The organism is Stenotrophomonas sp. SAU14A_NAIMI4_5, assembly GCF_003086795.1.
GTDB lineage: Bacteria > Pseudomonadota > Gammaproteobacteria > Xanthomonadales > Xanthomonadaceae > Stenotrophomonas.
In genome coordinates this window covers 2,506,684-2,530,568 of sequence record NZ_CP026003.1, presented here as the reverse complement: position 1 = coordinate 2,530,568, position 23,885 = coordinate 2,506,684, and the positions used below count along the sequence as shown (strand labels likewise).

Sequence of the window (23,885 nt, the reverse complement as noted above, 5' to 3'; positions counted from 1 at the left end):
CCTACAACCCGACTCTGAAGGCCTTTGCAGAACGTCTCAGCGAGAAAGGAAAGCCATTCAAGGTCATCATGTGTGCGCTGATGCGCAAGCTCATACACCTGGTCTGGGGAGTACTGAAGAGCGGCCGACCGTTTGAGCCTGAAGTCGTCCTTGCCTAGGCAAGGACGACACGGTATCTACAGATCACTCGGTGGCCGGGCTGCGCTCGTCACGCACCGAATAGATCACCGAGAAGATCTTCCAGCCCTGTTCGGTGCGGATCAGCTGCCACATCTCCTTGCCCCAGTTCTGCTTCACGCCATCGGACAGGAACGTGTAGTCGAAGGTCAGAGAGGCGGCGTCGCCATCGGTTTCGATCTTCGGGTTGGAGAAGACCTCTTCCTTCGGCGTGGACGAGGCCACCGCGTTGTCGATGAGCGAGATGAAATTGTTCGAGGGAATCTGCCGCGCCTTGATCGCGTCGGGCTTGGTCCTGCGGATGTCCTGCAGGCGCACGTCCTCGGAAACGAACTGCCAGCCGATGTCCTCGGGCTTGTCCGAGAAGAACAGGCTCATGTAGGTGGGCTTGTCCTTGTTGACCAGCGCGGTGCGGAAGGTCTCCAGCACCTGCTCGATGGCTTTGACGTCCTCTGCATGCGCGGTTGCCTGCGCACCGGCATGGCCGGCGGCCAGCACGCCTGCACAGAGAAGCAGGGCGAAGCGTCCGACGGCGAAGCGCGCGCGCATCAGCGGGCGGGTAGTGCGGTCATCCATGGCATCCGATCCTCTCGTGCCTCGTGGCACCGGCGCCAATCTAGCATGCGGGTGAACGCGCGCTGCGGTCGGTTCACCGCAGGCGGCATGTCGAACAGCTCAGGCAGCAGCCTGGCAACACTCACCCCGCGTGGGTGTCGACGGCCCGTCTGCGCCGGGCCAGATACACACGGAAGGCCAACAGCGCTGCGAAAGCAATGACTGCCGCCTGTGCTGCGGGCGAGGGCGTTGCCCCTGCCTGCGGCCAGAAGCAAAGCCAGCCGGCAAACGCGGCCAGCGCGGCCAGCACAAGCAGGAGCAGCCTCTTTGCCAGCGACCGTGAGAACGGCAGCGCGATCAGGGGCGCTGAAAGCAGAAGGAAGCCAGCACCCGTGACGCCCGCGCCGGTTCGGCCCAGGCCCATCTGCCCGAAGACCGCGATGGCGACCATGCACAAGCCCATCAGTGCGGCGCAGCCAGCGACGATCAATGCCACCGCGTTGCCAATCCTGCCGAGCGCCCGGGGTGGCTGTAGATTCGTTGGCTTCTGTCCGACGGGGCCGCGTCCGTCCATGAGATCGATCGTGTGCGGGGGTGTCGTGGGCAAGTGTGCCCGGAACGTCCGCCGGTGTCCAAGCTGCTTGACTGTTCTTCGCGAAAGGCAGCCGAGCATGGCTCGGCTCTACAGAAGAGCGAGGGGCAGCCGACTGCCTGCAGATCGCGTCGCTTTCGCAATTCTTGCATTGCTGCTGCGCCGCTCGAACGCATGCCGCCGCAGGTCACCCACTATGCGTGCAAATTGCGACACGCATCGGTGTTTCGCAGTGTCCCTCCACCGCATCGCCAAGGCATTCGCGACAGCGCGTTACCCGTCAGCACAGCGGCCCGCGTTACAGCGGCAGCTCCCACTGCAGCCGTACGCTGGGGACCGACTGCCGCGCGCTGCGAACCACCTGGGTGCCGCCATCGCCGAAGCGCCATTGGCCGCTCTCGCTGTCCCGGCCGAGCAGGGTGCTGCCGGTCAGCCGTAGCTTGCCACGCCCGTGGGTGCTGTACTGCACCCACGCCTCAAGCTCTCGCCGGTAAGCGGCGATGTCGATTTCGCCCAGACTGTAGCGGATGCGCCCGCCGCTGCGGTACGTAAATGCCAGACCGCTGCTCCAGCGCGGGGTGATCCGGTAGTCCATGGCCGCGCTGGCAGTGAACGGCACCTGGTCCTGGATGCGGTTGTCGGGCCCGGGGACACCGCGCACCCGTGACTGGTTCCAGGTGGCGTTGCCGCGCAGTTCGATTTCAGGTGCATCGGGCAGCACGCGGGCCAATGGCATCTGTCCGTCGAGTTCGATACCCCAGGCAATGGCGCGGCTGCCGTTGACCGGGGTGGCGACCCAGCGCCCATCACGCAGCAGGGTTACGGTGCGGATGGGTGAATCGATGCGGCGCAGGTAGCCGCCGATGCTGCCTTGTGTGCCTTCGCGGCCGTGCAGCTCCCAGGCAGTGTCCAGGCCCCAGGCCAGTTCCGGGCGCAGTGCCGGGTTGCCGATCTCGTCCGGGTTCAGTGCGCGGTTGTTGGTGGAGGTGTAGGGCCGTGGCACCAGCAGACGCAGCTCCGGCGCGCGGAAGGTGCGGCTGAGGGAGACGCGCAGCTGGTCCTTGCCCTTGGCCCGCTTCCACAGCCCCTGCAGCACCGGGGTGAACACGCTGGCGCGATTGCGCACGGGGGCAAAGTCACGCCCTTCGCTGGTGGTCTGCAGCCGCTCCCAGCGGCCGCCGAGGTAGAAGGCGCTGTGCTCGCCCAGGGCGAACTCATCCTGCGCGTATACCGCAACACGCTGCAGGCGTGCATTGAAGGAGAGATCGCTCGTTGAACCGGCTGCGCCATCGAAGCCCTGCAGCTGCTGCAGGCGCGATTCGCGACGGTCGTCCAGGCTGCCTTCGGCGCCGACCTGCAGGGTATGGCGGCCGCGCGCAGGCAGGGTCCATTGCGCGCGGCTGCTGCTGCCCAGGACATGCAGTCGCGCATCGGTGTGATCGATCAGGTTGTCCTGCCCATCCTGTGCCTGGCCCTGCTCGCGGAAGCGATAGTTTTCGCGGTTGCCGTCCACGGCGCCGCGCACCGTGAGGGTGCCGCCGCGCTGCAGCTGGCGGGTCCATTCCGCGCTGGCCTGCCCTTGGTCCAGGCGCAGGCGCGTGCGCTGGCGGTAGTGCGGCGTGCGCAGGGCGGGTCCACGCTGGGTGTCCCAGTCGATCACCATGTCGCGACGGAAGTCGGACGCATCCAGCAGTGCCTGCAGCGAAACCGTATCGTCCGCCGTGGCATTGAGGGTCATCGAGGGTGACAGCGAAACGTTGTCGCGGCGACCGGTGGCGCGCAGCTGGCTGTTCCGCAGCAGCAGTGGCTGCCCATCGGCATCCCAGGCCTGTTCGCTGCCGTGCTCTTCCACCAAGAACGCGCGTCCGGTGGCGGTTGCCGTAAGTGCATGGTCGACCCGCGCGCCTTGGTGCGTCTGCCGCCAGCTGGCCGTGGGCGTGCTGCGTGACTGGCTCCCGGCCCAGGACAGGGTCAGGCGTTGGCTGTCCTTGGGTGCGGTGGCGCGGGTGACGATGTTGAGGGTGCCGGCGATGGCGCCTGTTCCGTGATCGACGGTGGGCGCACGCAGGATCTCGATGCGTTCGATCTGATCGGTGGCCAGCGAATCGAGGCTGAACCCGGCGGGGGCGCGCTGCCCATCCAGCAGTATCTGGGTGTAGCCGCTGCCCAGCCCGCGCAGCGATACCGCGCCCGGGCGTCCCGGTGCGCCGCTGGAGACGCTCAGGCCGGGCAGGCGCTTGAGCGCCTCCAGCAGATCGGTATCACCGTGGCGCCTCAGGGTTTCGTGATCGACGACGATGCGGCTGGCCAAATCATCACGCCGCGCGTCATAGCGCTGCGTCTGCACCTGCACGGCCTCCAGTTCGGTGGTGGCCGGCGCCGATGGTGCGATCTGCGCAGCAGCGGTGGCGGCGGGCCAGAGCAGGCAGCCGATGGCCAGGCGGGTGCTGGCTTGCAGGCGGCGTGGCGGTCGCTGCGTGGAAGAGCCTTGCATTCTCGTTGGATTCCTTTCTGATGGCGAAGCGGCGGGCAGCAGCGGAGCCTCCCGCGGCCGGGCATCGAGTCACTTCGCTTCGGGTGGCAACGCGCGGCGGGCGCGTCAGCGGGTTACTGCAGCCAGGCCTGCGGATCGACGCGCGTGCCGCTGCGCAGCAGTTCCATGTGCAGATGGGGGCCGGTGGTGCGGCCAGTGTTGCCGGTGCGGGCGATGACCTCGCCCTTGCGCACGCGTTGACCGACAACCACCTCGTAGTCCTGCAGGTGGGCAAGCAACGTCTGCCAGCCACCTCCGTGGTCGATGACCACCACGGTGCCGTAGTTGGGGCCATCAGGGTAAGTGCGAGTGGCGGCGATGATCGTGCCATCGGCCGGCGCCTGCACGGGTGTGCCACGTCGCGCTGCAAAGTCCACGCCACGGTGGGCGCGTTGGCGGAAGTCCGACGCATGGCCGAACACGCTGGTGACCCGCGCTTGGGCAACAGGCGCGGCAAAAGCGGGGGCCAGCGGCACAGTGGCTTCCAGCAGCGTGACCGATGCGGCCTGCAGCGGTACGGCCAGCGATGGCGGGACAGCGGTGGCCGCCGCCTGCACGGCAGCCAGGCAAAGGGTGGCGGTCACACCGGACGCGGCCAGCAGCAGCGTGATGGCCTTGCCGGGATGGCGGCCTGCATCGCCCTGCAGCATGTGCCGCAGGCGCAGCTGGTGGCCGCCGGGATCGCGGTGTGACAGTGCGCTGGCAGGCCGCAGTGCAGTGGCATGGCGCAGCGTTTCCACGTAGGCCTGCGCCAGCAGGCGGCCATCGCCAGCGGCGGGCGCTTCGGCCAGCGCACGGGCATCGCACTGCAGTTCGGCTGCGAGCTGTACGCGCGCGGCAATGCGTTGCACGAAGGGATTGAACCAATACAGCGCGGCTACCAGACGCATGATGCCGGCGCGCAGTGGATCACGGCGGTGCAGGTGCGCGGCCTCGTGGCCGATGACCAGGCGCAGTGCGCGATCCGGCAGGGTGAGGCTGGCTGCAGGCAGGAGGATGCGTGCATGGGGCCAGCCGACGGCGAACGGCGTGCCGCCGCCTTCCGTGCAGCGGACAGCGATGCCTGTGGCCTGCAGCTGCCGTACCGCCTGCCGTGATTCTGGGCCCGGCAATTGCGACGTCTGCACGGGGTGACTGCTGCGCAGCACCGCCTGCAGCCGGCGCGTGGCCAGCGCCCAACGTGCCAGCCAAAGCAGCACGCCGCCGCCATACACCGCCCATAGCAGGGCCGGCAGGCCTGCCGCCAGTGACATGCCGAGCGCAGACGCGGGCTCGGCTGCGGGCAGCACGCGGTCCGGCAGCGCGTGCAGTGCGACCGGCAATGCGCCGGTCAGCTGCGGCAATGGTGCGTGCTGAAGCGGCAACAGCAATGCCAGCACGGGCGGCAGCACTGCACACAGCCACGCACCCAGCCAGTAATGCGACGACGCGTGGGAGAGCCGCAGCCTGCGCTGCAGTGCCTGTGCTGCGTACCAGGCCAGGCCAGCGCCGAGCAGGCTGGTTGCAAGCGCGGCCCCCCAGGTGGCGGCTGCCGGCAGGCTCATGGCTGGCCCTCGTCATGTGCACGCAGCAGGGCCTGCAACTGCTCGATCTCCTGGCTGCTGAGCAGCCGGCTGTCAGCGAAGGCCTGGCTGGGCAGCGGCCCATCGATTTCCAGCACGCGGCGCGCGAAATCCGTGCTGAGTGCTGCCAGGGTGGCCACTTTGCCGACCCTGGCGCTGTACACGTTGAGTCCGTGCTGGCTGCCTTCCTTCACCAGGCCCTTGTCGACCATGCGCTCCAGCGTCTTGCGGGTAGAGGAGTACGACCAGTCCAGCGTGGCGACAGCGGCGTTGTGCAGTTCACGTGCGCTGCAGGCGCCGTCGCGCCAGAGGCACTTCAACAGTTCCAGTTCGGCATTGGAGGGGGTGGGTGCGGAGGACATCATCTGGCCTGGCGTTTGATCGATGTCGCAAGTCTGCGACACATGTCGCACGCAACGCAAGTCGGTCGGGCATCACGGCGCGGCGCGAATTGTGCTGACGATCCACTCCGCATAGCGCGAGATGCGTACGTTGTGGACCACCTGGCCGTAGAACCCTGCGTCCAGCGCGTGTTCCGGCACGGCGGTGATCCACGACGCCAAGCCGATGACGTGCCAGCCTGTCTGATCCTGGAGCAGCAACGGGCCGCCGCTGTCGCCGTTGCCGATCACGCCTTCCAGCGGCAGACCGGTGCCCGGGCCATCGAAGCGATACCAGAGATAGCGGTCGTTGCCGCCGGTCACCGCGTTCTCCGCGCGGCGCAGATCGCCCCGGTGAGGCGCACGTGGCACCAGCCCGGTCAGACCGGTACCGGTCGCGCCCTTGCCGACCAGGGTGGCGATCCTGCCGGCTTCGTCCTGCCCTCGGTAAAGGCGAAACGGCGCAACGTCGCTGACCGGCGTGGCCAACTGGATCAACGCAATGTCATCGGAGGCGGCGAGGAAGGCGTGGATCGGGCCCGGGTTGCCGGAGGCCAGAGCCGCCTGGCCCAATGCATCGGGCATGCGCCGGTAGCCCGGATGCACGACCACGCGTTCGACGCGGTAGGCCTGGCCGTTGATCTGCACCTCGGCATCCATGCCCTCCATCGGCGCGGCGTGTGCGGCGGTCACCACCCAGCGCGGCGCGATGAGCACGCCGTGGCCTTCGCCGGGCATGTCGGCCAGGGCCGGGAAGGCGGAGGCCGCAACGCGGTAGGCGCTGTCATCCACATCGCTGCGGATGACGATGGCGCCAGCGGTGAAGGGCAGGGTGGCGATAGCGAGCAGAAGCCAGCGGTGCATGGGTCGGTGCAGTCCTGTGCGGGTCAATCCGCACCGTAGCCCGGTTCCGGCCCCGGGAACACCTGTGTGCGACGAAGGGGCGATCCGGTGTGATCAACCGGGAGGAATGAGGGGTGACGACCGCCACTCCGGCAGACCGACCGCGCGGCGGGTGCGCGTCACGATGGCGGCGATCTCTGCCTCGAAGCCGCCGCCGGGTTGCAGCCGTGACGTGAGCTCGGCACAGTTTCGCTTCAGCACATCGACCCATGGCGCTGTGTGGCTTTCCTCAGCGACCAGGGCCAAGTGCCGGCGAGCCTCGCCGTACGCGCCCGCCAGCCCGGCGGCTATCCCGGCATGCATGTGCTCCCGGATGCCCGGTTTGGGGTGACGGCTCATCAACGCACCTACCTGTCCCGGGGTGGGGAAGCGGTCACGCAGGGCCAGCACCTCGGCGGCCGCCTGCTCGGCCAGTGCCTGTGCGGCCACGGTAAATTCAGCGGTATCGGTGAAGGGCTGGAACGGGGCGACGCGGTGGCCCGCATCGAAGGACAGGAAATCCTTCTCTTCCCAGAGCCAGCACGCGCCGACATTGAGATAGCTGCCCCTGCTCCATCCCGAGGGCTGGAACTCGATCACCCCGACCCACCAGCCGTGGTCGTCAAGCCAGGTGCGTGAGCGACCCTTCTGCACGCAGCTCAACGGGCGCAATGTGGATCTTGCCGCCGCAGTCAGCAGGCGGGTGTGTTCCGGTGTCGGCATCCCCAGCGTCCTTGCGAGTGGCGTGCCGACGAGTATCGCAGAGCACATCGGGCGTGTGGCCCCGGTACGTGCCGGGGCCTCGATGCATCAGCGCAGCACCGCGTCAAACGTGTCCGGGTTGCCGTCGTTGGCGGCCGCCGGTACGTTCAGCAAGCGGGCCAGCAGCGGGTAGACATCCACGTTGTCGAAGCCCTCAACGGTCCTGCCCGCCTGGAAGGAAGGGCCGGTGGCCACGAACACCGCGCGCATCGACGGCTGGGTGTTGTCGTAGCCGTGGGCGCCGCGGTAGGCATGGGCGTGGCGGGCGAGCATGTCGGGCGTCAGTGCATCCCAGCCTTCGTCCATTTCGCAGATGATCGGCGGCGTGCGCGGGTGCTGGCCATACTGCCAGCGCGGCGGCAGGTCGGCGCGCTTCCAGCACTGGTAATGGTCGTGCCGGCCGATCAGGGCCTGCTCGGCCTCGCGCTCGCGACCGGGCCTGGCCTGGAAGCCGACCGGCTGGCCCACGCTGGTGGCCACGGCAACGGCCGGGTCGACCATGCGTTCGGTATCGAGCACGTGGCCTTCCGGCAGCTCGGCCATGCCGTGGTCGGACACCAGCACGATGTTGGTATCGCTGGCCAGGCCCCGCGCGCCCAGGCCGTCCAGCACCTGGCCGACGATGGCATCGGCGCGCTGGATCGCCTGGCGGTACTCGGCTGAGTCCGGCCCGTAGGTGTGGCCGGCCTTGTCGACGTTTTCCATGTACAGCGTGGCCAGGCGCGGCGCCTGCGGGCCGGTCTGCGACAGCCAGCCCAGCACGGTCTGCACGCGGTCTTCCAGAGCGATGTTGCGGTCGTAGACCTGCCACTGGCTGGGCCGCACGCCCTGGATGGCGGCCTCGCTGCCGGGCCACGACCAGGTGGCCGTGCGCACCCCGGCCTTCTCGGCGCTGACCCAGATCGGTTCGCCGCCCCACCAGCGCGCGTCGGTGACGGCGGCCGGGTTGCTGATCTCGAACCCACCCAGCTGCGGGTCCTGCATGCTGTTGTGGATGATGCCGTGGTGGCCGGGACGCAGGCCGGTGACCAGGGTGTAATGGTTGGGGAAGGTCAGCGACGGGTAGGACGGCGTCATCCAGCGCGCGCGCACGCCACCGTCGATCATCCGCTGGATGTTGGGGGTGAGACCGCGATCAAGCGCATCGGCGCGCAGGCCGTCGATGGAGACCAGCAGCAGGCGCGGTGCGGGCTGGATCGCGGCTGGGGGCGTTGCAGCGGCCTGGCGGGGCGACGGCGTGCTGCACGCCATCAGGGAGAGGGCGGCGATCGAGCCGCAGAAAAGGCGGATGTTCATGGCCCATCCTAGCCTTGCGCGATGACAGGTCTAGGTCGGATGTGGCCGTAGAGTCGAGCTTGCTCGACTGTTTTTCCGCAGTCGAGCAAGCTCGACTCTACCGGGCGAGGGCCTGCCAATCGCGTTCCGGCTGCATGCCGAGGCTTTCGATGAAGGGCGCCAGGCCCGCATAGAACGCCTGTGGCACGGGATTCTTCGCGCCGTCCCATTCCAGCTGGTTGCACTGGAAGCAGACCTCCAGCGTGTGGGTGCGCGTGTTCCCTTTGTAGAACTCGAAGCGGTGATGGGGCTCGAAGATGCAGGCGGCGACCCACTGGCTGACATAGGGATCGATGCCCTCCAGCGTGGCCAGGAACGGCTGTTTGTCATTGCCGGCCAGTACCACTTCGCGGTACCTGCGCTCCGGTGGCGGCGTGCCGCTGTTGATGCCTTCGTTGGTGTCGTATCGATAGGAATGCTCAACGACCACGATGCGGTCGGCGTCGCGGGCCACTCGGGCAATATCATCCAGCATGGGTTGGCCCTCGGCATTCGGTGGCCTGTCTTCGATGGCCAGCGGGTCTTCGCTGGCGGCGGCCGGTGGCGGTGTCGTCGCCTGTGGGGTGCACCCGCAGACCACGCCCAGCAGGACCGGAATCATCATTCGCCCCAGCTTGCCGACGAGGAAGGGGTAGAGGCGGGTAGCAGGCAATCCGTTGCGGGTGCTGGGCATGGTGGGGGGGCTGGTGGTGGGCGTGGCCCTGGGTAAGGGTGACTCTACCGGAGGGTGGGCGCGGGCGGATGGGTCTGGTCGACCGAGGTCAAGCGCTACCAGAGCAGGCCTGCCTGGGCGGTTGACGTTATGGACGGCCGGGCGCAGGCTGGCCGGGCATGCTTCCTGGACCGAAGGGAGACTTATGACTGCAAGCGCGTCCTTCCACCCCACGCCGGAAACCCAGGGCCACTCGCGCCTGTGGAGCGTGTTCTGGCTGCAGGGGGTGATTCCCAGCAACATCCTGTGGGCCGTTGCCCTCTGGGCCCTGGCCAACCAGCGCACCACGCTGCTGCTGGCGGTGTTTGCGGTGCTGCTGCTCTACACCGGCTGGATCATCCCGGCGGTGTGGCGGGCTGCACCAAGCGCACGCACCCCCAACCTGGGCGTGGCCGCACGCGGGCTGACCGTGGCCTGGGGGCTGAACACCGTACTGGTGATCTTCTTCCTGACCCTGCAGCTGGTGGCTCAATAGAACTGAATGGGTTCGCCGCTGCGGTCGAAGGCGGCGAAGCGGCCGATCTGGCCGTCATGGATGGCATTGACCATCAACTGCAGCGGACGGGCGGCTTCATCGCTGTTGGGTGCAAACCCGGCACGGCCATCCATCGCAGCCACGAACACCAGGTCCCAGTCGATGCCGGTGCGGGTCGATTCGGTGGCCAGGGCCTGGAAGCTGGGTATCTCCGCGGGCAGCTTGTCCACGCACAGTACCGGTGACAGGGTGCCGCCTTCGCGACGGTCATGCCGCTCGCGCTGGTCGGTGGTGGGCGCCTCGGGCAGGTCGGCACGCACGAACACGAACAGCAGGCGCTGCGGCTCAGCCTGTTCGCCTGCGGCGTGCAGAAGCTGCTGGAAATCGTTCATCATCATGAGGGTTGTCACACATCCGCTGCACGGAAAGCCGCATGCTGCCACAACGCGTGCGCTGCCGGGCCGGCGGCAATTGATTTAAGTCATGCCCAAGGCAAGAGCGGCCGCGTAATCTGGCAACTGTTCCGGCAGGCGAGGAAATCCGGGCCATTCCGGGCACGGGCAAGACGGTGGAGCAACAAGGTGGACCAGCCATGAGCCAACTCACCGACGGATTCGGACGCAGCTTTCCGTACCTGCGCCTGTCGCTGACCGAAGCGTGCAACTTCCGTTGCAGTTATTGCCTGCCCGATGGCTACCAGGGTGAGGGCCGGCCGCGCTTCCTGCAGGTGGACGAGATTGCGCGCCTCGTGCGCGCGTTTGCGGCGCTGGGCATGAGCAAGATCCGCCTGACCGGCGGCGAGCCGAGCCTGCGCAAGGACCTGGAACAGATCATCGGCACCGTGGCTGCGGTGCCAGGCATCCGCAAAGTGGCCATCACCACCAACGGCACCCTGCTGCCGCGGCGCCTGCCCGGCTGGCACCGCGCTGGCCTGACCGCGCTGAACGTGAGCATGGACAGCCTGCAGCGCGAGCGCTTCCACACCATCACCGGGCACGACCGCCTGCCCGAGATCGAACAGGGCCTGGCCCTGGCACAGGCGCTGGGCTTGCCGTCGATCAAGCTCAACGCAGTGCTGCTGCGCGGGCTCAATGACGATGAACTGCCGCAGTGGATGGACTACCTGCGCGACCGGCCTTTCAGCGTGCGCTTCATCGAACTGATGCGCACCGGCGACAACGAAGCCTATTTCCAGCGCCACCACCTGCGCGCCGATGTGGTGATCGAACAGCTGCTGGCCGCTGGCTGGCAGGAGCGCCCGCGGGCGGCCGATGCCGGCCCGGCGCGCGAGTTCGGCCACCCGCAGCACCGCGGCACCGTGGGCATCATCGCGCCGTATTCGCGCGATTTCTGCAAGGGCTGCAACCGCCTGCGGGTGACCGCCAAGGGCGACCTGCGGCTGTGCCTGTTCGGCGATTTCGGCGTGCCGCTGCGGCCGTTGCTGCAGAGCGACGATGACCATGACGCGCTGCTGGCACGCATCACCACCCAGCTCGGCCTGAAAGCGGCCGGGCACGGATTGCACCAGGGCCAGACCGGGCTGACCCCGCACCTGGCCTCGATTGGAGGATGAGCACGACCATGACTGGGGAATTGAACGCGGCCTTCCACATGGCCGATGTCCGCGACAAGCGCATCACCCGCCGCCGCGCGGTGGCAGTGGGCGAACTGCATGCGGGGCCGGTGGCCTACCCGCTGATCGTCGAGCGCCGCCTGCCCAAGGGCGATGCGCTGGTGATGGCCGAGATTGCCGGCCTGCAGGGGGCGAAGATGGCGTCGATGCTGATGCCGCTGTGCCACCCGCTGTCGCTGGAACTGGTGCAGGTGTTCTGCGCACCGGTGCCGGAACGGCAGTCGATCCGGGTCTGGTGCGAGTGCGCCAGCGAGGCACGCACCGGCGTGGAGATGGAGGCGCTGGCCGGTGTCAATGCGGCCCTGCTGACCCTGTACGACCTGAGCAAGCCGGTGGAGCCGGCGCTGCGCATCGAAGGCATCCGCCTGCTGTTCAAGGAAGGCGGAAAGCGCGGCGTGTGGCTGCACCCCGATGGCATGGACGAGGCCGAGCAGGCGCGTTTCAAGCCGCGTGCACCCAGGGGCCTGGAAGGCGCCCGTTGCGCGGTGATTACCCTGAGTGACCGCGCCAGCGATGGCACCTATGCCGATGCATCCGGCCCGAAGCTGGTGTCCGGCCTGCAGGCGCTGGGCGGTGAGGTGGTGGCGGCCGAGGTGCTGGCCGATGGCATCGAACCGCTGGCCGGCCGTCTGCGCGCGCTGGCCGAGAGTGGCGTGCGCCTGTGCATGTGCACCGGCGGGACCGGCCTGGGGCCGCGTGACCTGACCCCGGAGGCGCTGCAGTCGCTGGATGCGCGCCCGGTGCATGGGCTGGCGCAGATGGTGCGCGCGCTGAGTGCACAGCACACGCCGATGGCCTGGCTGAGCCGGGCCGAAGTGGTGCAGCTGGGCGGCATGCTGGTGTTTGCCCTGCCAGGCAGCCCGCGTGCGGCCGCGCAGTGCCTGGACATCCTGGCGCCGGTCCTTGGCCACGCGCTGGCGATGGTGGACGGCGGCGGCCACGGGAGCGCGGCATGATCCCGTACAGCGAAGCATTGCAGCACCTGCTGGACGCGGCGTCGCCGTTGCCGGCCGAGCGCCTGCGCCTGCACGATGCGGGCGGGCGCACCCTGGCCAGCAATATCATCAGCGCACAGTCGCTGCCGCCGTTCGACAACTCGGCCATGGATGGTTTTGCGCTGCGTGCCGAGGGCAACACTTTCGACGCCGGCAGCGAATTTGCCGTGCAGGGCTGGCAGGCGGCCGGCGATGCCGGTGCCGAAGCAGGCGAGGGCGCCTGGGAAATCATGACCGGCGCACGCATGCCGGCCGGCCTGGATACAGTGGTGCCGGTGGAGCAGGTGGAGATCCTGCAGAGTCATGAAGGCCGCCCGACCCGCATCGCCCTGCGCGCCGAGGTCAAGCCGGGCCAGCACGTGCGCCTGCGCGGCCAGGATGTAAACGAAGGTGAGTGCGTGCTGCGTGCCGGCGACGTGCTGGATATCAACGCCCGCACCCTGCTGCACGCCATCGGTGTAGGCGAGGTGGCCGTGGCCGCGCGCCCGAAGGCGGCGGTGATCGCCACCGGCAAGGAACTGGTGACCGACGAGGCGCAGGCACTGGAATCGGGCCAGATCCGTGACAGCAACCGCCCCTACCTGGTGGGGCGCCTGCAGGCGGCCGGCGCCGAGGTGGTCTGGCAGGGCACGGTCGGCGACGACGTGGCCGCCTTCAATGCCGTGCTGGACCAGGCGCTGGACGCCGGTGCGCAGCTGCTGATCAGCACCGGTGCGGTGTCGGCCGGGCGCTACGATTTCGTGCCCGACGCGCTGCGTGACCGCGGCGCCCGCATCATCTTCCACAAGGTGGCGATCCGCCCGGGCAAGCCACTGCTGTTTGCGGTACTGCCCGGCGGCGCGCTGTATTTCGGCCTGCCGGGCAACCCGGTGTCGGCGGCGGTGGGCCAGCGCTTCTTCGTTGAACCGGTGCTGCGGCGGCTGCTGGGGCTGGCCGCGGAAACGCCGCTGCAGCTGCCGTTGCAGGCCGACGTGCGCAAGCCCGAGGGCCTGCGCTTCCACGCCCGTGCGCGGGTGGAAGTGGACGCGCAGGGACGCCTGAGCGCGCGCGTGCTGTCCGGCCAGGAGTCGTTCCGTTTGATGTCCATGCTGCGGGCCAACGCCTGGGTGGTGCTGGAGGCCGAGGGCAACCTGGCCGCAGCCGGTACGTATGTGCGGGTGCAGGGCTGGGGTCACCACGAGCCGGTGCAGCTGGTAAGCGAGGAATCATGATGAAACAGGTGAACCTGCAGTTGTTTGGTGCGTTTTCCGACCTGGATGCGAGCCGCGAGATCACGGTGGACGTCGCCGGGGCCACGATTGCCGACCTGCGCCAGGCGCTGCGCGAGCTGCTGCCGGTGCGCTGGCCGGGCTTCCGTGCCGGCCTGCTGGACTACTCGGCGTTCGCCGACCAGCAACAGGTGCTGCGCGACCACGATGCGCTGCCGGCCGATGGCCGGGTGGCGATCCTGCCGCCGGTCAGTGGGGGTTGAGATGAGCCATCCCACGATCGCGAAGGTGGTGGACCGCGCACAGGCGGCGATCGACCCGTCCGAGGGCATCGCCGCGGTGTCCGACCCCGGCTTCGGGGGTATCGACGTATTCATCGGCAAGGTGCGTGACCTCAACCAGGGTCGCCCGGTGCTGGGCATCAGCTATGACCTGTTCGAGCCGCTGGTGCTGAACGAGGTGCAGCGGCTGGCCGCCGAGGTGCAGGCCGCCTACGGGCCGAAGCTGAAGCTGTATGTGGCCCACGCCAAGGGCCGCCTGGCGGTGGGCGAGGTGGCGGTGGTCGTGGCCGCAGGCAGCCCGCACCGCGATGAAGCCTTCCGTGCCTGCCGGCAGCTGATCGAAGCGGTCAAGCACCAGTGCCCGATCTGGAAGCAGGAGCATTACCAGGACGGCGACAGCGAATGGACCGAAGGCTGCAGCCTCTGCCATGCCGACGACGCGCCGGTGCATGACCATGCCCATGAATGAATCCACTCCACTGGCAGCCACGCATGGCGGGGGTCTACTGACGGTGGGGCCCAGTAGATCCACGCCATGCGTGGATGAGGGCGTGGCGCTGCCATGAGCGCGCCGATGGCCGGCATCGTGCTGGCGGGCGGGCTGTCCAGCCGCATGGGCCGCGACAAGGCGATGCTGCCCTGGCAGGGGCGGATCCTGCTGGAACACATGCGCGGCCTGCTGATGCTGGCAGGTGCGGAGCGGGTCTGGGTGAGCGGTCGCTACCCGGCCTTTGATGGCATTCCCGACCGGGTGGCGCGCTGCGGCCCGCTGGGCGGCCTGTACAGCGTGGCCCTGCAGATGCCCGATGGCCCGGCCTGGGTGGTGCCGGTGGATACGCCCCGGCTAACCCCCCGACTGCTTCAGCAATTGCGTGATGCGCAGTCTGGCCGCTGCACGATCTATGACGGTCATCCGCTTCCGATGCTGTTTTATGTGGACAATGAAAGCCGTACAGTCCTTGAAAGCATGATCCACGATCCCCTTGGCCCGCGTTCGCTGCAGGCCCTGCAACACCGTCTGGGCGCACACGCGGTGCGCCTGTCCCCCGCCGACGAAAGCGCCCTGGTCAACTGCAATACCCCCGCCCAGTGGGAGGATGTCGCCTCATGAAGGTGCAGCTGCAGGAACAAGCGATGCGTCTGCGCCTGGATGAGGCTGAACTGGCGCAGCTGCTGGCCGGTGAATCGGTCGAGAACCTGACCCGGTTCGGCGGCAACGGCGGCTGGGGCACGGCGGTGTCGCTGCACGGCGGCGACCAGGCGGTGCTGCTCGATGGTGGCACCTACTGCCGGCTGGTGCTGCCGCGTGCGGCGGTGGACGGCTTGGCCGGGCGCCTGCCGTGCCGTGATGGGCTCGGCTTTGCGCTGTACCTGGATGACGGCACCACGCTGCAGCTGCAGTTCGATGTGGACGTGCGTGACAGCGTGCGCCAGCGCGGCGTGAGCCGCCGCGGCAGTACCGAGTCACCGATTTGACATTTGTCAGGGGCAGGGTGGAAACCCGCCCCTGATTGATCCAGATCAACCCCGTCATCGCGCAGTGCGGGCCTAATGAGGCCCATGACGACGGGTTACAACTTGAAAGCAGTACCCACGTCATTCCACAGCCCTGGAGCCATGTATGACCGTCGGTAGCGATCCTGTTGTCCGAAGCACTGCCAGTCCCGGCCGCGTCATCAGCGACTGGGCGCCGGAAGACGCTGGCTACTGGGAGCGCACCGGCAAACGGGTCGCCACCCGCAACCTGGTCATCTCCATACCGTCGCTGCTGCTGGCCTTCGCGGTCTGGGTGCTGTTCTCGGCAGTGACCATCAGCCTGCCGAAGATCGGCTTCAGCTTCAGCACCGACCAGCTGTTCTGGCTGGTGGCCCTGCCCAGCCTGTCCGGCGCCACGCTGCGCATCTTCTATTCCTTCGTCATCCCGATCTTCGGTGGCCGCCGCTGGACGGCGCTGTCCACCGCCTCGCTGCTGGCACCGACAATCTGGTTGGGCTTCGCCGTGCAGAACCCGGCCACCCCGTACTGGGTGTTCGTGGTGATCGCGATCCTGTGTGGCTTCGGCGGGGCGAATTTCTCTTCGTCGATGTCCAACATTTCCTTCTTCTACCCCAAGCAGAAGCAGGGCCTGGCGCTGGGCCTGAACGCGGGCCTGGGCAATGTGGGCGTGTCGGTCGCCCAGGCGGTCATTCCGCTGGTGATCACCGCGGGCGTGTTTGGTGCGCTGGGTGGCGCGCCGCAGCCGGCGGTGGAGGGCGGGGCACCGCTGTACCTGCAGAACGCCGGCTTCATCTGGGTGCCGGCCATCGCGGTCTGCGCGGTGGCGGCCTGGTTCGGCATGAATGACCTGACCAGCGCCCGTTCTTCGTTCGCCGAGCAGGCGGTGATCTTCCGCCGCAAGCATAACTGGCTGATGTGCTGGCTGTACATCGGCACCTTCGGTTCCTACATCGGCTTCTCGGCCGGCTTCCCGATGCTGGTCAAGAGCCAGTTCCCGGATGTGAACCCGCTGGCCTACGCCTTCATCGGCCCCCTGCTGGGCGCGCTGATGCGCTCGGTGGGCGGCAGCATGGCCGACCGCTGGGGCGGCGCGCGCCTGACCTTCTGGGTGTTCGCGCTGATGATCGCCGCGGTGTTCGGCGTGCTGCACTTCCTGCCCAGCCATGGCCAGGGCGGCAACTTCTACGGATTCCTGCTCAGCTTCATGGCGCTGTTCGTGCTCAGCGGCATCGGCAACGGCACCACCTTCCGCATGATTCCGGTGATCTTCCGCACCCTGCATGAGCGCTGGTCGGCCAACGACAGCGCCGAGGGCAAGGCCGCCGCCGGGCACCAGGCCAGCATCGAATCGGCCGCCGTGGTCGGTTTCTCCGGCGCGATCGGTGCCTACGGCGGCTTCTTCATCCCCAAGAGCTACGGCTCGTCCATCACCTTGACCGGCAGCCCCGACATGGCGCTGTACGGATTCATCGCTTTCTACTTCACCTGCCTGGCCGTGACCTGGTGGTGGTACTACCGGCGCGGTGCTGAAACCCCCTGCTAGGGGCAGCCCAGCTGACAACCCGAGCAGTGCACCGAAGCCAATGAACACCCCAGCCACGATGCCGATGTCCGCAAAGGGAGATCCACGATGAGTTATTTCCTTGATCGCTTGCAGTTCTTCAAGCGTGAACCCCAGACCTTTGCCGATGGCCATGGTTTTGCCAAGAGCGAGGGGCGCGACTGGGAAAACAGTTACCGCCAGCGCTGGCAGTACGACAAGATCGTCCGCTCCACCCACGGGGTGAACTGCACTGGTTCGTGCAGCTGGAAGATCTACGTCAAGAACGGCCTGGTCACCTGGGAAACCCAGCAGACCGACTACCCGCGCACGCGCCCGGACCTGCCCAACCATGAACCGCGTGGCTGCCCGCGTGGCGCCAGCTATTCCTGGTACCTGTACAGCGCCAACCGCCTGAAGTACCCGCTGATCCGCGGCACCCTGCTGCGCCTGTGGCGTGAAGCCCGCAGGAACATGGCGCCGGTGGATGCCTGGGCCAGCATCGTCGAGGACAAGGACAAAGCGCGCTCGTACAAGACCCGCCGTGGCATGGGCGGCTTCGTGCGCCTGCAATGGGAAGAGGCCAACGAGATCATCGCCGCCTCCAACCTGTACACGGTGAAGCAGTACGGGCCGGACCGCGTGGTCGGCTTCTCGCCGATCCCGGCGATGTCGATGGTGTCCTATGCCGCGGGCGCGCGTTACCTGTCGCTGCTGGGCGGCGCCTGCCTGTCCTTCTACGACTGGTACTGCGACCTGCCACCGGCCTCGCCGCAGATCTGGGGCGAACAGACCGACGTGCCCGAATCGGCCGACTGGTACAACAGCCGCTACATCATCGCCTGGGGCTCGAACGTGCCGCAGACGCGCACGCCCGATGCGCACTTCTTCACCGAGGCGCGCTACAACGGCACCAAGACGGTGGCGATCTGCCCGGACTATTCCGAGCTGGCCAAGCTGACCGACCACTGGCTGCACCCCAAGCAGGGTACCGACGCGGCACTGGCCTTTGCCTTCGGCCATGTGATCCTGCGCGAGTTCCATGTCGATTCGCCTTCGCAGTATTTCCAGGACTACTGCCGCCAGTATTCGGACATGCCGATGCTGGTGCGCCTGGAGCGCCGTGACGATGGCCGCCTGGTGCCGGGCCGCTTCCTGCGCGCCAGCGAACTGGGTGGGCTGGGCGAGGCCAACAACCCCGACTGGAAGACCCTGGCCTACGACGAGAGCAGCGGCCAGATCGTGGTGCCCAACGGCTCCATCGGCTTCCGCTGGGGCGAGAAGGGCAAGTGGAACATCGAGGAAAAGGAGAGCAACGGCGCCGATACCCGTCTGCGGCTGAGCCTGGCCGACGGCCATGAGGGCATTGAAGCGGTCAGTTTCCCGTACTTCGGCGGCATCGAGACCGACGGCTGGACCGCGGCCCCGGCCGAGGACGTGCTCGACCGCAACATCCCGGTGCGTCGTCTGGCCCTGGCCGACGGCGGCGACACCCTGGTAGCCACGGTCTACGACCTGCTGCTGGCCCAGTATGGCGTGGACCGTGGCTTCGGCGGCGGCAACGTGGCCACCAGCTTCGACGACATGGTACCGGGCACCCCGGCCTGGCAGGAACGCATCACCGGCGTGTCGCGCGCTGAAGTGATCGAGATCGCCCGTGAGTTCGCCCGCACCGCCGACAAGACCCACGGCCGCTCGATGATCATCGTCGGCGCGGGCATGAACCACTGGTTCCACAACGACATGAACTACCGCGGCCTGATCAACATGCTGATCATGTGTGGCTGCGTGGGCCAGACCGGTGGCGGCTGGGCGCATTACGTGGGCCAGGAAAAGCTGCGCCCGCAGACCGGCTGGCAGCCGCTGGCCTTCGGCCTGGACTGGAGCCGCCCGCCGCGCCACATGAACGGCACCTCGTTCTTCTACTTCAACACCGGGCAGTGGCGCTACGAGAAGCTGCAGGTGGACGAGCTGCTGTCACCGCTGGCCGACGCCAGCAAGTACAGCGGCAGCCTGGCCGATCTGAACCTGCGTGCGGTGCGCATGGGCTGGCTGCCCAGTACCCCGCAGCTGGACCGCAATCCGCTGCAGCTGGTGCGCGAGGCTGAAGCGGCCGGCGTGGCCCCGGCCGACTACGCGCTGGGCAAGTTCAAGGACGGCTCGCTGGACTTCGCCTTCGCCGACCCGGATGCACAGCAGAACCACCCGCGCATGATGTTCATCTGGCGCTCGAACCTGCTGGGTTCCTCGGGCAAGGGCCATGAATACATGCTGCGCCACCTGCTCGGCACGCGCCATGGCCTGCAGGGCAAGGACCTGGGCGAGATGGGCGCGATCAAGCCGCAGGAAGTGAAGTGGCATGACGAAGCTCCGGAGGGCAAGCTGGACCTGCTGGTCACGCTCGATTTCCGCATGTGCACCACCGCGCTGTATTCGGACATCGTGCTGCCCACGGCCACCTGGTACGAGAAGGACGACCTCAACACCTCGGACATGCATCCCTTCATCCACCCGCTGTCCAAGGCGGTGGACCCGGCCTGGGAATCGCGCAGCGACTGGGACATCTTCAAGGGCGTGGCACGCACCCTCAGCGACATGGCACCGGGCGTGCTGGGCGTTGAAAAGGACCTGGTGCTGGTGCCGACCCTGCATGACACGCCCAATGAGCTGGGCATGCCGTTCGGCGTGGCCGACTGGAAGAAGGGCGAGTGCGAGGCCATCCCGGGCCAGACCATGCCGTCGATGACGGTGGTCGAGCGCGATTACCCCAACCTGTATCGCAAGTTCACCTCGCTGGGCCCGCTGCTGGACAAGCTCGGCAACGGTGGCAAGGGCATGAACTGGGATACGAAGCACGAGATCGATTTCCTCGGCAAGCTCAACCATACCGTGCACGCCGAGGGCGTCAGCCAGGGACGACCGGCCATCGAGACCGCCATCGACGCGGCCGAAGTGATCCTGCACCTTGCCCCGGAGACCAACGGCCACGTGGCAGTGAAGGCCTGGGAATCGCTGGGCACGTTCACCGGCCGCGAGCACACCCACCTGGCGGTGGGCAAGGAACACGAGGCGATCCGCTTCCGTGACATCCAGGCGCAGCCGCGCAAGATCATCTCCTCGCCGATCTGGTCGGGCCTGGAGGACGACAACGTCAGCTACAACGCGGGCTACACCAACGTGCACGAGCTGATTCCGTGGCGCACCGTGACCGGGCGCCAGCAGTTCTACCAGGATCATGAGTGGATGATCGACTTCGGCGAGGCCTTCATGAGCTACCGGCCGCCGGTCAACACGCGCACGGTGGAGCCGCTGCTGAACCAGCGCCCGAACGGCAACAAGGAGATCGTGCTGAACTGGATCACCCCGCACCAGAAGTGGGGCATCCACAGCACCTACAGCGACAACCTGATCATGCAGACGCTGTCGCGTGGCGGCCCCATCGTGTGGCTGAGCGAGGACGACGCGCGCAGTGCCGGCATCGTCGACAACGACTGGATCGAGCTGTTCAACGTCAACGGTGCGATCGCCGCGAGAGCGGTGGTCAGCCAGCGGGTGATGCCCGGCATGGCGATGATGTACCACGCCCAGGAACGCATCATCAACGTGCCGGGCTCGCAGATCACCGGCACCCGTGGCGGCATCCACAATTCGGTCACCCGCATCGTGCTCAAGCCCACCCACATGATCGGTGGCTACGCGCAGCTGGCGTACGGTTTCAACTACTACGGCACCTGCGGCACCAACCGCGATGAGTTCGTGATCGTCCGCAAGATGGACAAGATCGATTGGCTGGATGGCGAGGCCGTTCCGGCCGCCGCCAAGGAGGTGGTGTGATGAAGGTCCGTGCACAGATCGCGATGGTACTGAACCTGGACAAGTGCATCGGCTGCCATACCTGCTCGATCACCTGCAAGAACGTCTGGACCTCGCGCGAGGGCGTCGAGTACGCCTGGTTCAACAACGTGGAAACCAAGCCAGGCATCGGCTACCCCAAGGAGTGGGAGAACCAGGACAAGTGGAATGGCGGCTGGGTGCGTACCCGCGCCGGCAAGCTGGTGCCGCGCGCCGGTGGCCGCTGGCGGATGCTGGCCAAGATCTTCGCCAACCCGGACCTGCCGCAGATCGACGACTACTACGAGCCGTTCGACTTCGACTACCAGAACCTGCACACCGCTAAGGACAGCCAGCACCAGCCGACCGCGCGGCCGCGTTCGCTGATCAGCGGCGAGCGCATGCAGAAGATCGAGTGGGGCCCGAACTGGGAGGAGATCCTCGGTTCGGAGTTCAGCAAGCGCTCGCGCGACTACAACTTCAATGAAGTGCAGAAGGAGATCTACGGGGCCTTCGAAAAGACCTTCATGATGTACCTGCCGCGCCTGTGCGAGCACTGCCTGAACCCGGCGTGCGTGTCGGCGTGCCCGTCCGGTGCGATCTACAAGCGCGAGGAAGACGGCATCGTGCTGATCGACCAGGACAAGTGCCGCGGCTGGCGCATGTGCGTGTCGGCCTGCCCGTACAAGAAGATCTACTACAACTGGAAGAGCGGCAAGTCGGAGAAGTGCATCTTCTGCTACCCGCGCATCGAGATGGGCGAGCCCACGGTGTGTTCGGAAACCTGCGTGGGCCGCATCCGCTACCTGGGTGTGATGCTGTACGACGCCGACCGGATTGCCGAGGCCGCTTCGGTGGCCGCGGAGAAGGATCTGTACCAGGCACACCTGGACATCTTCCTGGACCCGGAAGACCCGGCGGTGATCGCTGCTGCGCGCAAGGAAGGCATCCCGGACAGCTGGCTGGAAGCGGCCAGGCAGTCGCCGGTGTACAAGCTGGCCATCGACTGGAAGCTGGCCCTGCCGCTGCACCCGGAATACCGCACGCTGCCGATGGTCTGGTACGTGCCGCCGCTGTCGCCGATCCAGTCGGCCGCCGAGCGGGGCCGCATCGGCATGAGCGGCGAGCTGCCGGACGTGGCGTCGCTGCGCATCCCGGTGCGCTACCTGGCCAACCTGCTGACCGCGGGCGACGAAGCGCCGGTGGTGCGCGCGCTGGAACGGCTGATGGCGATGCGCGCCTGGCGCCGGGCCAAGAACGTGGATGGCGTGGAGGACACCGCGGTACTCGACCAGGCCGGCCTGAGCATCGCCCAGGTCGAGGAGATGTACCGCTACCTGGCCATCGCCAACTACGAGGACCGTTTCGTGATTCCCACCGGCCATCGCGAGTACGCCAGCGATGCCTTCGGCGAGCGCGGCGGCTGCGGCTTCACCTTCGGCAACGGCTGCAACGGTGACAGCCCGGCCGACCTGTTCGGCCAGCGCAAGACCACCAGCTTCGTGGTCAACAACGGGCCGAATCACCGGCGCCGCAAGGAGGTGGTCGAATGAGCGTCCTGAAGCTGGTCGGGGTGCTGCTGGATTATCCCCGCGAAGAACTGTGGCAGCACGGCGACGAACTGCTGGCCGCCTGTGACCAGGCCACGTTGTCGGCTGGCCGCCGCCAGCAGCTGCGCGGTTTCGTGCAGCAGCTGCTGGACAGCGATCCGCTCGACGCGCAGGCCGCCTGGCTGGCGACCTTCGACCGCGGCCGCTCGATGAGCCTGTTGCTGTTTGAACACATCCATGGCGAATCGCGTGACCGTGGCCAGGCCATGGTCGACCTGGTGGAGACCTACCGGCGGGCCGGTTTCGAGCTTGATGCCCGCGAACTGCCGGACTACCTGCCACTGCTGCTGGAATTCCTGGCGCACCGGCCGCAGGAGGAGGCCCGCGAATGGCTGCACCACATCGGCCATATCGCCGGGATGCTGGCCGCACGTGCGGCCGAGCGCAAACTGCCGCATGTGCCGCTGCTGGAAATCCTGGTGGAGGCCGGCGACGGCAAGATCAACCTGGAGGCGCTGCGGCAACGCGCCAGCGAGGAACCCCGCGACGATACCGCCGAGGCGATGGACCGGTTGTGGGAAGAGGAGGCGGTACGCTTCGGCGCCGAAGCCCCTGCCGAAGACTGCAAGCCACCGACGCGCTCGCCCGGCCGTCCCGTGCACCGTGAGGTCCAGCCATGAACTACTACCTGCATCAATTCGCCTTCCAGTACTACCCGTACATCGCCGTGGCGGTGCTGCTGATCGGCAGCTGGGCCCGCTATGACAAGGCCATGTACACCTGGCGCACCGGCTCCAGCCAGATGCTGTCGGACAAGGGCATGCGCATCGGCAGCAACTGCTTCCACATCGGCATCCTGGCCATTCTCGGTGGCCACCTGGTGGGCCTGCTGACCCCGCATGCGGTGTACGAGCACTTCATCACCTCCTCGCAGAAGCAGGTGCTGGCGATGGTGGTGGGCGGCGTGTTCGGTGCCCTGTGCTTCATCGGCATCAGCATCCTGCTGGTGCGCCGGCTGTTCAATGCACGGGTGCGCGCCACCGGCAGTTTTGGCGACACGCTGGTGCTGGTGCTGCTGTTTGCCCAGCTGTGCCTGGGGCTGTACAGCATCCGCATCTCGTCCGGGCACCTTGATGGTGGGGTGATGGTGCAGCTGGCCGAGTGGGCGCAGCATATCGTGACCTTCCGTGCCGGTGCCGCCGACTACATCGAGGGTGTCAGCTGGGTCTACCAGATGCACATCTTCCTGGGCCTGACCCTGTTCCTGATCGCACCGTTCACCCGCCTGGTGCACGTGTGGAGCATTCCGATCAGCTACCTGTGGCGGCCCTACCAAGTGGTGCGCCGCCGCCAGGCCCCGCTGCGTTACGGTCCGCGGGAGTAAG

General features: G+C 67.4%; 23 protein-coding genes and 1 pseudogene. 14 read left to right on the top strand and 10 right to left on the bottom strand.

The features are described from left to right. Positions 1-158, top strand: a pseudogene (locus C1925_RS11835) (IS110 family transposase); the annotation flags it as partial. Positions 159-183: 25 nt separating this feature from the next. Here the strand turns inward: C1925_RS11835 and C1925_RS11830 are convergent. From C1925_RS11830 to C1925_RS11790, 9 genes are all read right to left on the bottom strand, one after another. Then, complete coding sequence (locus tag C1925_RS11830) at positions 184-753, bottom strand: nuclear transport factor 2 family protein (RefSeq protein ID WP_254051313.1); 570 nt, start codon at positions 751-753, stop codon at positions 184-186. 121 nt (positions 754-874) lie between these two features. Next, positions 875-1,228: a hypothetical protein gene (locus C1925_RS11825; RefSeq protein ID WP_254051312.1), complete on the bottom strand. Its 354-nt coding sequence runs from the start codon at positions 1,226-1,228 to the stop codon at positions 875-877. 394 nt (positions 1,229-1,622) lie between these two features. Then, entirely contained in the window at positions 1,623-3,818 is a 2,196-nt protein-coding gene (locus tag C1925_RS11820) for a TonB-dependent receptor (protein ID WP_108769052.1), read from the bottom strand. 113 nt (positions 3,819-3,931) lie between these two features. Beyond that, a complete protein-coding gene (locus C1925_RS11815; RefSeq protein ID WP_108769051.1) occupies positions 3,932-5,401 on the bottom strand; it encodes a M23/M56 family metallopeptidase in 1,470 nt (489 codons plus the stop codon). Next, positions 5,398-5,781, bottom strand: coding sequence for a BlaI/MecI/CopY family transcriptional regulator (locus C1925_RS11810; RefSeq protein ID WP_108770696.1), 384 nt, complete (start codon positions 5,779-5,781; stop codon positions 5,398-5,400). The genes C1925_RS11815 and C1925_RS11810 overlap by 4 nt, the downstream gene beginning before the upstream one ends. A gap of 72 nt (positions 5,782-5,853) precedes the next feature. Further along, positions 5,854-6,663 carry a trypsin-like serine protease gene (locus C1925_RS11805; RefSeq protein ID WP_108769050.1) on the bottom strand — a complete coding sequence of 270 codons (810 nt, stop codon included), beginning with the start codon at positions 6,661-6,663 and terminating at the stop codon, positions 5,854-5,856. 93 nt (positions 6,664-6,756) lie between these two features. Then, positions 6,757-7,404, bottom strand: coding sequence for a hypothetical protein (locus C1925_RS11800; protein WP_254051311.1), 648 nt, complete (start codon positions 7,402-7,404; stop codon positions 6,757-6,759). Positions 7,405-7,491: 87 nt separating this feature from the next. Beyond that, a complete protein-coding gene (locus tag C1925_RS11795) occupies positions 7,492-8,739 on the bottom strand; it encodes an ectonucleotide pyrophosphatase/phosphodiesterase (protein WP_108769049.1) in 1,248 nt (415 codons plus the stop codon). Between the two features lie 97 nt (positions 8,740-8,836). Next, a complete protein-coding gene (locus tag C1925_RS11790) occupies positions 8,837-9,451 on the bottom strand; it encodes a hypothetical protein (protein WP_159097519.1) in 615 nt (204 codons plus the stop codon). A 184-nt stretch (positions 9,452-9,635) separates the two neighbouring features. Between C1925_RS11790 and C1925_RS11785 the strand changes: the two genes are divergently transcribed. Beyond that, positions 9,636-9,965 (top strand): hypothetical protein, encoded by a 330-nt coding sequence (locus C1925_RS11785; RefSeq protein ID WP_108769047.1) that lies wholly within the window; start codon positions 9,636-9,638, stop codon positions 9,963-9,965. On the opposite strand, the gene C1925_RS11780 is transcribed toward C1925_RS11785, so the two are convergent. Then, a complete protein-coding gene (locus C1925_RS11780) occupies positions 9,959-10,363 on the bottom strand; it encodes a ribonucleotide reductase subunit alpha (protein ID WP_108769046.1) in 405 nt (134 codons plus the stop codon). The two genes, C1925_RS11785 and C1925_RS11780, sit on opposite strands and share 7 nt — an antisense overlap. A 194-nt stretch (positions 10,364-10,557) precedes the next feature. Here C1925_RS11780 and moaA point away from each other — a divergent pair, with 194 nt between their 5' ends. The 12 genes from moaA to narI all read left to right on the top strand — a co-directional run bounded on the left by moaA (position 10,558) and on the right by narI (position 23,884). Beyond that, on the top strand, positions 10,558-11,538 hold the full coding sequence (gene moaA / locus C1925_RS11775; RefSeq protein WP_108769045.1) for a GTP 3',8-cyclase MoaA: 981 nt from the start codon (positions 10,558-10,560) through the stop codon (positions 11,536-11,538). An 8-nt stretch (positions 11,539-11,546) separates the two neighbouring features. Further along, positions 11,547-12,554 (top strand): bifunctional molybdenum cofactor biosynthesis protein MoaC/MoaB, encoded by a 1,008-nt coding sequence (moaCB, locus tag C1925_RS11770; RefSeq protein ID WP_108769044.1) that lies wholly within the window; start codon positions 11,547-11,549, stop codon positions 12,552-12,554. After that, positions 12,551-13,804, top strand: coding sequence for a gephyrin-like molybdotransferase Glp (gene glp, locus C1925_RS11765; protein ID WP_108769043.1), 1,254 nt, complete (start codon positions 12,551-12,553; stop codon positions 13,802-13,804). The genes moaCB and glp overlap by 4 nt, the downstream gene beginning before the upstream one ends. Further along, positions 13,804-14,064 carry a MoaD/ThiS family protein gene (locus C1925_RS11760; RefSeq protein WP_108769042.1) on the top strand — a complete coding sequence of 87 codons (261 nt, stop codon included), beginning with the start codon at positions 13,804-13,806 and terminating at the stop codon, positions 14,062-14,064. Before glp ends, C1925_RS11760 begins: the two co-directional genes overlap by 1 nt. Before the next feature lies 1 nt (position 14,065). Further along, positions 14,066-14,551 carry a molybdenum cofactor biosynthesis protein MoaE gene (locus tag C1925_RS11755; RefSeq protein ID WP_108769041.1) on the top strand — a complete coding sequence of 162 codons (486 nt, stop codon included), beginning with the start codon at positions 14,066-14,068 and terminating at the stop codon, positions 14,549-14,551. Positions 14,552-14,644: 93 nt separating this feature from the next. Continuing rightward, positions 14,645-15,193, top strand: a complete 549-nt coding sequence (locus tag C1925_RS11750; protein WP_108769040.1) for a molybdenum cofactor guanylyltransferase — start codon at positions 14,645-14,647, stop codon at positions 15,191-15,193. Then, positions 15,190-15,558 (top strand): hypothetical protein, encoded by a 369-nt coding sequence (locus C1925_RS11745; protein WP_108769039.1) that lies wholly within the window; start codon positions 15,190-15,192, stop codon positions 15,556-15,558. Before C1925_RS11750 ends, C1925_RS11745 begins: the two co-directional genes overlap by 4 nt. Positions 15,559-15,703: 145 nt before the next feature. Continuing rightward, the gene (locus C1925_RS11740) at positions 15,704-17,122 is read left to right on the top strand and encodes a NarK family nitrate/nitrite MFS transporter (RefSeq protein WP_108769038.1); all 1,419 of its coding nucleotides are present in this window, start codon (positions 15,704-15,706) and stop codon (positions 17,120-17,122) included. Positions 17,123-17,209: 87 nt separating this feature from the next. Next, positions 17,210-20,953, top strand: coding sequence for a nitrate reductase subunit alpha (locus C1925_RS11735; RefSeq protein ID WP_108769037.1), 3,744 nt, complete (start codon positions 17,210-17,212; stop codon positions 20,951-20,953). Further along, on the top strand, positions 20,953-22,503 hold the full coding sequence (gene narH / locus C1925_RS11730; RefSeq protein ID WP_108769036.1) for a nitrate reductase subunit beta: 1,551 nt from the start codon (positions 20,953-20,955) through the stop codon (positions 22,501-22,503). Before C1925_RS11735 ends, narH begins: the two co-directional genes overlap by 1 nt. Continuing rightward, a complete protein-coding gene (gene narJ / locus C1925_RS11725) occupies positions 22,500-23,180 on the top strand; it encodes a nitrate reductase molybdenum cofactor assembly chaperone (protein WP_108769035.1) in 681 nt (226 codons plus the stop codon). Before narH ends, narJ begins: the two co-directional genes overlap by 4 nt. Beyond that, a complete protein-coding gene (narI, locus tag C1925_RS11720; protein WP_108769034.1) occupies positions 23,177-23,884 on the top strand; it encodes a respiratory nitrate reductase subunit gamma in 708 nt (235 codons plus the stop codon). Before narJ ends, narI begins: the two co-directional genes overlap by 4 nt. Position 23,885: the final 1 nt, after the last annotated feature.